The organism is Nocardiopsis sp. NPDC055824 (genome assembly GCF_053616335.1).
Window position 1 is genome coordinate 1 of record NZ_JBSHDN010000329.1, and the last position, 4,462, is coordinate 4,462.

The following is a 4,462-nucleotide window of genomic DNA, read 5'->3' on the forward strand; positions in this document are numbered from 1 at the left end:
CCCGGCGTCGGGCCGGGTCCGGGCCCGGCGTCAGGCCGGGGGGCGGCTACTCGGTGAACTCCAGGCAGAACGGGTGCCCGGCCGGGTCCGCGTAGACGCGGAACGGGACGCCGGGGGCGTCGTGCGTACGCGCCAGCGGTGTGGCTCCGAGGGCGACCACCCGGTCCTCCGCCGCGTCGATGTCGTCCACCCGGATGTCGAAGTGCATCTGCTGGGGCCGCTCCGGGTCCGGCCACGCCGGCGGCCGGTGGTCCGGGGCGAGCTGGAAGGCGAGGTGCGGTCCTTCACCGTCGCCGATCTCCACCCAGGAGCCGTCCGCGCCCTCGTAGGTGACGGGCAGCCCCAGGAGCTCGGAGTAGAACCCGGCGAGCGCGGCCGGGTCCGGGCAGTCGATGGCGATGGTGCGCAGTCGTCCGATCATGGCCGCAGGATGCCACAGGCCCGCCGGTGCGGCCGGGGTTTCGTGCGCGGTCGGGCCGCGGGCCGCAGCGGCCCGGCCTCCCCGGTCCCCGGCGGGGTCCGCCCTGAGGAGGCCGGGTGTCCCCCGGTCCCCGCTGCCGGTCGGCGGGCCGTCCGGGACGGGCCCCTTTCCCGTACAGTGGTCAATGCGGAGAGTGAGACATAGGTCACTCAATGACATGGCGTTCTCCGCGTCAGACCTCCGTCCCGGCTCCGTCAGGTGGATGAGGCGCCGCCGCGGAGTACCGGCCGTGTCCGGTGCCGGACCACGACACGGAGAAGGAACAGGAAGGCCACCATGGCTCGCAAGGACCGCGACCCCATTCCCGACGACCTGACGCCCGAGGAGCGCAAGGCCGTCGAACGCCAGGGCGACCAGCTCGCCTGGGAGCGGAGCCAGGGCAGCATCCCCGGTTTCGGTGAGCACGGCTGCGGCTCGTCCGGCGACGACTAGCTCTTTCCGGGGCGCTGCGGGAACGGGCCCGGGACGCGCGGGACGGACACCGGGAGGGGTTCTCCGTCCCGCGGCGCGGCTCGACCGCGAAAGGTCGGCCCGAAGGGTGGCGGGACGCCGCGGCGCTCCCCGTACGACGCCGCGGGGGAGCCGGCGGGGCGGGCCGGTGCGGGTCCGCCGCACACGGCGGCCTCCGGGGCGGGGTCGGCCGCGCCCCGAGTGTGACTAGGTGCACCCAGTGCTTCGTTGCACTTAGTGCACTCTGGTGTCTAGCGTGAAACCGTGAACGACCAGCACCGACAGCCCTCACGTGACCGGCGTGCGGCTCTCAAGTCGCGCCACCGTCGCGCCATCGTCGAGGCCGCCGCCGCGCTGATGACCGAGAGCGGGGGGACCGGCTTCACCGTCGACCAGCTCGCGGAACGGGCCGACGTCTCCCGCCGGACCGTGTTCAACCACTTCAGGTCCCTGGACGACATCGTCCTCGAGGTGTTCGGCCAGATGCTGGAGGCGATCGTCGACAGCATCGAGGCCAACCTCACCGCGGCGGACGCCGACCGCCCGGGGAGCATGTTCGACGAGTTCGCCGCGGCGATACGCAGCACCGACCTGCTCACCCCGATCACCCGGCTCAAGCAGTTCCTCAAACAGGAGGGGCACGAACCGGCCCCGAGCCGTGCGGCGCTGTTCGAGCGGGCGATGAACGACGTGAGCGCCCGCCTGGCGGCGATCATGACGCGCCGTCACCCGCGTGTCGACCCGCTCGTGGTCGACCTCATGTGCGGCGCGCTCATCAGCGGCGGCGCGGTCACGGTCCAGCGCTGGGAGCAGACCACCGGGGGAGTCGTCACCGCGTCCTCCCGCCGGGTCTGGTCCGAACTGCTGGACCGCATGATCGCCGTCAACCGGGACGGGTACGGCTCGGTCGGTCCCGCCTCCTCCTGAGCGCACGACGCGCTCCCACCACCCATCTCCGTTTGGCAGACAACAACCATGGCTGAATTTCTCTACAGACTCGGGCGCGCGTGCGCACACCGCGCCAAGACCGCCATAGCGATCTGGCTGGCGCTGCTCGTGGCGGCCGGTACCGCCTTCTTCCTCTTCTCCGGGGAGCTGGAGGACAGCTTCTCCATCCCGGGGACGCCCACCGACGAGGTGGAGCAGCTCCTGTCGCAGGAGTTCTCCGGTATGGGCGGCGGCGCGGGCACCGTCGTCTACCAGACCGAGGACGGCTCGGCCTTCACGGAGGAACAGCAGGACGCGATCGCCGACCGCGCGGAGGAGGCCGCCGAGGCCTCCGGCGTCGAGACGACGGTGGACCCGTTCGCCACAGAGGACCAGCGGGCCGACCAGCAGCAGGAGCTGGAGGACGGCCGCGAGGAGCTCGAGTCCGGGCTCCAGGACCTCGAAGCCGGCCAGGCGGAGCTCGACGCGGGCCGCGCCCAGGCGGAGGCCGCCGGGATGCTCGACCAGGCCGAGGCCGGGCTCGACGCCGAACAGGCCGTGATCGACCAGAACCTCGAGGAGATCGAGACGGGCCTGGAGGAGCTCGAACGGGGCGAGGCCATGCTGGAGATGGCCTCCGGGATCCGCACGGTCTCCGAGGACGGCAGCACCGCCCTGGTCAACATCGCCTTCACCGACAGCCAGACGGAGATCTCCCAGGAGACCCGCGACGCCGTCATGGCGGTCTTCGAGAGCGACCCGGTGCCCGGCACCACCGTCGACTTCGGCAACGACATGGCCATGGCGATGCCCAGCCTGGTCAGCACCGCCGAGGTGATCGGCGTGATCGTGGCCGCCGTGGTGCTGGTGGTCATGCTGGGAACCCTGGTGGGCGCCGGCCTGCCGATCCTGACGGCGCTGATCGGCGTCGGTGTGGCCACCCTGATCGCGATGTCGCTGTCCGGGGTGCTGGAGATGGCGTCGGTGACGCCGATCCTCGGCCTGATGCTCGGTCTGGCCGTCGGCATCGACTACGCGCTGTTCATCGTCAACCGCCACCGCCGCCAGCTCAAGCAGGGCGCCGAGGTCGGCGAGTCCATCGGCCTGGCCAACGGGACCGCGGGCAACGCGGTGGTCTTCGCGGGAACTACCGTGCTCGTCGCGCTGCTGGGCCTGAACCTGACCGGGATCGGTTTCCTCGGCCTCATGGGCAGTGTGGGTGCGATCTCCATCGCCGTCGCCGTGTTCATCGCGATCACGCTCGTCCCGGCGCTGCTGTCGCTGATCGGCATGCGCATCCTGTCGCGCCGCGAGCGCGGACGCCTCGCGGAGAACGCCGCCGCGTCCGCAGGGGGCGGCAACACGGGCGGGTCCGAGAGCATCCGGCCGATGTCGACCGGCCGGGCCGTGCTCCAGGCCGCCGTCGCCGTGATCGCCCTGGTCATCATCGCCCTGCCCGCTCTGGGCCTGCGACTGGGCATGCCGGACGGCTCCGCGGAGCCCACCGACTCCACCCAGTACCGGGCCTACACCGCCGTGGAGGAGAACTTCGGAGCGGGGCAGAACGGCACGCTCCTGGTCGTCGCCGAACTCACCGGCGGACCGACCGACGAGGCCGCCGAGCAGAACGCCCTGGACGAGCAGGCACAGGTCGCGGAGGAGCTCTACTCCCACGACGACGTCTCGGCGGTGGCGCCCATCGGGATCTCCGACGACCACTCCCTGGCCATCTTCCAGGTCGTGCCCGAGGACGGCCCGTCCAGCGAGACCACCGAGGAACTCGTGCACACCCTCCGCGACATGGAGCCGATCGACGGCGCCGGGCCGCTGGGCGTCGCGGGCATGGCCAGCGGAAACATCGACATCTCGGAGACCCTGAGCGAGTCGCTGCCGACCTACCTCACCGTGGTCGTGGGCCTGTCCCTGGTGATCCTGCTGCTGGTGTTCCGGTCGGTCTTCGTGCCGGTCGTGGCCACGCTCGGGTTCGTGCTGTCCTTCTTCGCCTCGCTGGGCGGGGTGGTGGCCGTCTACCAGTGGGGATGGCTGGGAGGCCTCTTCGGGATCGAGAACACCGGGCCGGTGCTGAACTTCCTGCCCACGCTCCTGGCCGGCATCCTGTTCGGCCTGGCGATGGACTACATGCTCTTCATCGGTACGGGCATGCGCGAGGCCTACGTGCACGGCGACCCCGCCCGGGTGGCCGTGGTGCGCGGGTTCCACGCCGGCCGCGCCGTGGTCACCGCCGCGGCGATCATCATGATCTCGGTGTTCGGCGGGTTCGTCTTCTCCCACAGCGTCATGATCAGCTCGATCGGGTTCGCGCTCGCCTTCGGCGTGCTCATCGACGCCTTCGTCGTGCGCATGGCGCTGATCCCCGCGCTCATGCACCTGGCGGGGAACGGCGCGTGGTGGCTGCCCAGGTGGCTCGACCGGATCCTGCCCGACATCGACGTGGAGGGCGCCGCCCTGGAGAAGCGCCACCCGCACGAGCGGGGGGCCGAGGACGGCGACGCCGCCGCAGACGCGGGCCCCACCCCGGAGAAGGACGCCGGTGAGGTGTCCTCCCGACGGGGCTGAGGCGCCTGTTCCACCAGGGCCCGGGGG

Annotated in this window: 4 protein-coding genes; 3 read left to right on the forward strand and 1 reads right to left on the reverse strand. The window is 71.6% G+C overall.

What is annotated here, in order from left to right; translation table 11 throughout:
• Positions 1–46: 46 nt before the first annotated feature.
• Positions 47–421, reverse strand: coding sequence for a VOC family protein (locus ACWGL3_RS31220; RefSeq protein ID WP_267947259.1), 375 nt, complete (start codon positions 419–421; stop codon positions 47–49).
• A 336-nt stretch (positions 422–757) separates the two neighbouring features.
• Between ACWGL3_RS31220 and ACWGL3_RS31225 the strand changes: the two genes are divergently transcribed.
• From ACWGL3_RS31225 to ACWGL3_RS31235, 3 genes are all read left to right on the forward strand, one after another.
• The gene (locus tag ACWGL3_RS31225; protein ID WP_267947258.1) at positions 758–913 is read left to right on the forward strand and encodes a hypothetical protein; all 156 of its coding nucleotides are present in this window, start codon (positions 758–760) and stop codon (positions 911–913) included.
• Positions 914–1,195: 282 nt separating this feature from the next.
• Positions 1,196–1,858, forward strand: a complete 663-nt coding sequence (locus ACWGL3_RS31230) for a TetR/AcrR family transcriptional regulator (protein ID WP_267947257.1) — start codon at positions 1,196–1,198, stop codon at positions 1,856–1,858.
• Between the two features lie 48 nt (positions 1,859–1,906).
• Positions 1,907–4,435 (forward strand): MMPL family transporter, encoded by a 2,529-nt coding sequence (locus ACWGL3_RS31235; RefSeq protein ID WP_267947256.1) that lies wholly within the window; start codon positions 1,907–1,909, stop codon positions 4,433–4,435.
• Positions 4,436–4,462 lie beyond the last annotated feature (27 nt).